Source organism: Occallatibacter sp. (assembly GCF_049802275.1).
Taxonomy (GTDB): domain Bacteria; phylum Acidobacteriota; class Terriglobia; order Terriglobales; family Acidobacteriaceae; genus Telmatobacter.
In genome coordinates, this window is sequence record NZ_JBARMD010000247.1 from 1 (window position 1) to 5,458 (window position 5,458).

A 5,458-nucleotide genomic window follows, 5' to 3' on the forward strand; every position below is an offset into this window, starting at 1 on the left:
GTTGAGGAATGCGAGGAAATCCGTAATTGGCTGCCCCCCCAGGCGGTCATATGCTCTCAATCTACGCAATTTACAAGTGGCTTTGATCAGGATACCCCTTTCTGTACCCCTAATTCTCCCGGAAGAACCCGCACCGACAATGCCTATCGGACTAGCTCTCGGTTAACAGCTAGGCATTTGCACTCTTCAGCATTGCTCAGTATTGTTCTATATCGCTCATTTTCAGAGCGCGAGTGGCAGAAGGTTGATAAAGGGGCCTTTCGGCAGCTTACTCATGGCTTTGGGGCTCATTTCCGTTAAGTCGGTACACCATCGCAGTCTTGGTTACACCAAGCGCAATCCAATCCTTCACGTCCTGCTGGAGCGAGATGTAGAACTGTGCAACTGCCTTTCTCTGCTTGTCTCCTACGTCCTCTTTTCGATCAAACTTTACCTGAAAAGCGAATTCGCCCACCAGAGACTTATGCTCGCCACGCGTGCGCCATAAACTGATGTCGCACTTCCCTACAATTCCTTTTCCGAAATCAAGCTGACCAAGCGGCACCAGCACTTCCTCCACGATGCCTCCGTTGACGAGGCTGATCTTTTCGGTGTCTGATTTCTTGATAGCGGCAAGTGCCGGGAATACTTTCGCAAGGGTAGCCATCGAGGTCTTGTCGGGATCATGCATTTGGCTCAACCCAAATTGGCAGGTGTGCGAATACAGAATGCGAAAGCCGCCAACCTGGTCCTTAAGCGGGAGCGCCTCGGCTTTGAATTTGATGCGGTACATACCGGCGATCTTGGGTCGCACGTCCATGGCCGTCGCTTCCTTTTCATTTGGGTGTCGGAACTTGAAGACAATCTCCGGATCACCCACCGGGAAACCATCAACATAAGGGATTCTTCTCCTCAGGATGAATGCGTTGTTATACAACCGGAAATCGGAAGTATCACCGAAAACAATCTCCCGGATCTGCGGCCGGAGTCCGGCCTCCGCATCTGCGACAAAACCCACCCCAGATGCCTTTGCTGTTTTTTGCACGATCTTGCCGAAATCGCGAAATGCCTGCACTGACGTGAAACGATCAGGCTTTAGAATCAGCTTGGCTTCCAAGTACGTCACCTCATCGAGGGGCTTGCCGTCGCTATAGGCTTGGCCGGGTGCAAATGTCTGCGATACTGCCTGCAGAGCTTCCGGGGACTTCTTGGCCTTCCTGGCCCTTTTCTCGTCTTTCTTGGCTCTATGCTTTGCTTTGTCTTTTTTTGACATTGGCGTCCTCCTGACGCTGGTTGTCACGCAGGACCGAAATCTTCATATGTTCCTCGTGGGTGGCAAGATACCGCGATACGCAAATCTGTCACTTCACCTTCTGGTCATCTGGCGGCAACCAGGTTTCATCGAGGATGAATTTCTCCCGCCGATAGTCCCGCAACAAGGCTGGCTATTAGCACGGGATGATCTAGGCTACGCCACAACGTCGAACCTGGTTCAATGCGTCACGAATAGGGCCCGAAGACAATCTCTGGATTCCGCTGAAAGGCGTGTACATCTCTGTGATGATCAAGATTGCGGCCGAGACCGCGATCGCACCGAACAGAAGGGCGATAAACGCAAGAGGATTGGGTTGCGCTAAGAGGCCGAAGTTAATGAAGATCATCACGAGCCACGATATTAAGACGAAGAGAAGGGGCTTCGACATGACATTGCTCTTTGACTGTACAAACATCGACCAGCATGTTTGTTCCAAGTCAGCAACTCCCGCAGTCGCACGAACCTTGGCGGATAATTGACTTTCTTCCTTCGGTACAAGAGCTCCGATCAGCTGCTCCAACTTTTCCGCGCCATCCTCGGGTTGGAGTTGCGCCTGTCTGCGACTTTCTGCTGGCCATATGCGGTGGAGAGCAGCTTCAACAAACTCATCTAGTTGAGAGCAAATCGGCTTGGTCTCCGGGCCATAGGAACGCAGGGCGCGATCCAAGAGGATCAACTTGGACGATAGCTGGGCAACTAAAAGCCTTTGCGCGTCGTAGCAGGACTTAGCTGAAGATACTAGCAACCCGAGAACCAGCCCAGTGATTGTAACTACGATTCCGGTGCACAGTGTGATGACTGCTCTCGTATCCGGAGTCAGTTGATTAGCGAATATTACGCTTCGCAGATAAATACCTAAGAGCGCTCCCCCGAAGGTTAGAAAAAGGACACGGAGACTCAAGTTGATCGAATACATCGTCGTCCTCCTGGTCTTTCCCTTCCCATATTTCTCAGTACAATGGCGTGTACGGACGGGCTAGAAGATGTGGCCCAGAGAAAAGAACCATGTGGCATGTCCGGTGTCTCCGACGCTTCCGCCGATGAATACAGGTCCAAAAGCGGTGCGGACTATCGCACCGGCGGCGCCGTCATTGGGAAGTTTGCTTACGCCCGGCGCGTTGTACATTTTCCCGATCTCATAAAGTGCCACCGCATAGACGCCACCGCCCAGGACCGGTGGGAGGGCTACCAAACGATGCATGTAACCCGGTCGAAACAAGAAGTACTGATCTCCCCGTACTTCATTCGTCCCATACGCAAGCAGCCCTGGAACTCCGCCGAGGAAATACTGAGGTATGCCGGTTTTCTCGTAGCCCATCGTGGTCCCACCCTGAGCCATCAGGAAGATGGAACTCGCGGGAGATATTGGCTTGAAGAACTCGGTTTTCATTTCCAGATTTGGAAATGCCGAGGGTGCTCCCGGGCTCTTATCAAGCCAGTGGAAATCCATCTGCCCGAAATAGCCGGTCGATGGAACGATCGGCTCGTCTAAGTGATCGGTGATAAAACGAAACCGCGTAGCGCCCACTCCGCCCTTCACGGATGAGAACGCCGGAGTCCCCAGTTTCAGGGTTGCATCCAGATATCCGATTTCATATCCGGCTCGCACTTCGCTGAATCGGTCGATAGCGTATCCGAGGTCAACCCCACCTCCTGCTCGTCCGATGCGGTAGTCAGCCTGCGGATTGTCATAGGAATAGATCCACTGCCCCGCATTGCTTGCATGCACTCGCGGAGCGACGAACCATTTAGAGGATTGACTAATTTTCTTGTATAACTCGGAAGAAATCTCATAAGTATTTCCAATCGCAAAATCTGTACGCCATTCCGAGCCGAAGCCTGCGACATCGAGGAATGTCAATCGACCTCCCAACGTGTAGGTGACGTTGTCGGGCTCGGTTCCATCGATGTTGAAGCCGATCTGCAGAACCGGCGGCGTGTTGTTGTGCTCACGAACATTGACCAGGAGACCGATCTCGTCTCCGTTCTGGGTCATTCCATAGGACGCGCTCGAGAATCTTCCTGTGCCGGTCAAACGGGTGAGATTCGTGCCGAGTGTCTTGGTGTCGATTGGCTTGTTCACCATCGGCTGAAGAAACGCCTCGACCTTTTTGTTGACTGATGGTGTGCTACCGTCCACTTTGATGAATTGAGGAATGCCTACGGGTCCTCTCTTGCGCGCATCACGCTGGGCTAAGTATTTGTCCCACGCGACCTGATCAAGCGCATACGGCATGAGGATTTTCGATTTCTGTTCTGCCGCTTCCATACCTTTCTGTATGAGTGCATCAGCCTGCGTGAAATCGAGGGCAGTGAATTTCTGAACATCTACCTTGACAACGATGTCCGCGGCCTCCATCCCTCGAACTTCCGATGCCGCCCCGCTGATATCGAGCGACCGTCCGAGGACACCGAAGAGAGATTGCAGGTCCTCTGCGGTTGCAGGGGAAACCTGGAGATGAATCGCAATGACAACATCCGGGCCCATGTCGCGCACCAGATCCGTGGGCAAATTGTCCACAAACATGCCATCGACGTACAAATTGTTTCCGTCATGAACGGGAGCGAAGATTCCCGGCAAGGACATGGTCGCCCTCATTGCCAGGCCAATCGGGCCGGTCGAGAACACGTGCGCCTTTCCTGATACCAGCTCAGTCGAAACGCAGCGGAAAGGAATAGGCAGGTCATCGAATGATTTGACGTCCGAGTAGGCCAACGTTTCCCGGTCGATGAGGAGACTGATCTGATGCCCTGCATTCATCCCCGATGGGAGGGCTGCTCCTTTTTTGAAGCCGATGGCCAAGGTGCTTTGGACCGCCCGTGCATCCTCCTTGCGGCGGAAAGAGAGATCTTCAAACGGGGTCATGCCTCCGAAGAGCAGTGGCCAATCGATCTTTTTGATGGTCCCTTCAATTTGATCAGGGCTTTGGCCAGTGGCATACAAGCCACCAACTAGACCCCCCATACTATTTCCGGAGAGGTAGTCAACGGGAATGTGGTGTTGCTCAAACCAGCGGAGCACACCGATATGAGCGAGTCCGAGCGCACCTCCGCCTTCGAGTGCGATTCCGACCTTCATTCTTTTGGGAGCGTCCGTTTGTCCGCTTTGAGCGATCGCACCCATCGAAAGCCAGATTGTGGTGAACAGAGCACATCCCATCCTGAACAAATGCAATTGAAAACGTGAGACAGGATCGACACGCGAATAAAAATACTTCATGACGCACTCCGTTTCTTGATTCCCAACGTCGTTCTTTGCTCAAAATCCGATCCGTCCCGCCCGGATGAGCGCTGAAAAATCAGGAGACTGCCCCGCCGCTTGAGCTGCCGTATTGATGTGCTCACGCTGCTTCAATTCCTGAAAAGAAACTCCTCCGCTGACCAATCGTCCCCGCTTATACAGCAGCTCATCCAATGTGCCGTTAAGGAGGAACTGGTAGTTCCAGGGCTGCGGGCTGTTCACATCAGCTGCAAGAGGTTTTTCAAGAGTAGTGGTGCAGTTTCTTGTCACCTCGTTGTACCACTCGGGATGGTCTTTCAAGTTGTTCAGGTAGGTGACGTAGGTCAGGAACATGGCTCGCGCTACTGCCGGCTGTTCATTGACGCGGTACATGTAGACTTCTTCATCCTTACGGTAGTTGGTGCGCAATCGAATCAAGTCGCGCTCGTCTGCCGCAACAAAAATCAGTCCGAACTGACGAAAACATCCGCGAATTGTCGAGTATGCCTGACCGGTCCTGTAGCGTGCTTCGATTGAGAATGCGACGTGATCGTTGTCACCAAATTGAAAGCTGACAATGGGGTGACTCGCAAAGCTTAAGCCCCAGTTCGTCAAGAAAAAGTCGACAGCCCGGATCTGTGAAAGATAGACTGTCCGGTCGCTCCAGCAGTTAGAGTAGTCGGTTTCGGTGTGGTAGTCGCAGTTGCGCAGATTGTGAATGGTGACTCGATCTCCGTTAATTTCAGCCCATGCTAATCGAGCATTGTCTGGTTGCCAATCACCATCGTTCGAAGGCTCCAAGCCGAGCCACCATAGAAGCACGCAAAAAACGCTCAAGAGACATAAGATCGCTGCCCAACGAGAACCTCTTAACGCAATGACAATCGCAATAAGACCGAGTATGTAGATCAGTGTCGCCGGGATGCGCCATGCCGTTATTCGAA

4 protein-coding genes are annotated in these 5,458 nt (G+C 52.7%); all 4 read right to left on the bottom strand.

The window, feature by feature from the left end:
• Nucleotides 1-268: 268 nt before the first annotated feature.
• A complete protein-coding gene (locus WA354_RS08550) occupies nt 269-1,252 on the bottom strand; it encodes a hypothetical protein (protein ID WP_472812584.1) in 984 nt (327 codons plus the stop codon).
• A 190-nt stretch (nt 1,253-1,442) separates the two neighbouring features.
• Nucleotides 1,443-2,210 carry a bestrophin-like domain gene (locus WA354_RS08555; protein WP_472812585.1) on the bottom strand — a complete coding sequence of 256 codons (768 nt, stop codon included), beginning with the start codon at nt 2,208-2,210 and terminating at the stop codon, nt 1,443-1,445.
• A 60-nt stretch (nt 2,211-2,270) separates the two neighbouring features.
• A complete protein-coding gene (locus tag WA354_RS08560; protein WP_472812586.1) occupies nt 2,271-4,514 on the bottom strand; it encodes a patatin-like phospholipase family protein in 2,244 nt (747 codons plus the stop codon).
• Between the two features lie 39 nt (nt 4,515-4,553).
• Nucleotides 4,554-5,458, bottom strand: a 905-nt coding sequence (locus tag WA354_RS08565; RefSeq protein ID WP_472812587.1) for an Lnb N-terminal periplasmic domain-containing protein, incomplete at its 5' end; no start/stop codon positions are given.

Excerpts from the sequence above, each read along its gene's own strand:
- WA354_RS08550 (WP_472812584.1), bottom strand. The coding sequence starts at position 1,252 with ATGTCAAAAAAAGACAAAGCAAAGCATAGAGCCAAGAAAGACGAGAAA.
- WA354_RS08555 (WP_472812585.1), bottom strand. The coding sequence starts at position 2,210 with ATGTATTCGATCAACTTGAGTCTCCGTGTCCTTTTTCTAACCTTCGGG.
- WA354_RS08560 (WP_472812586.1), bottom strand. The coding sequence starts at position 4,514 with ATGAAGTATTTTTATTCGCGTGTCGATCCTGTCTCACGTTTTCAATTG.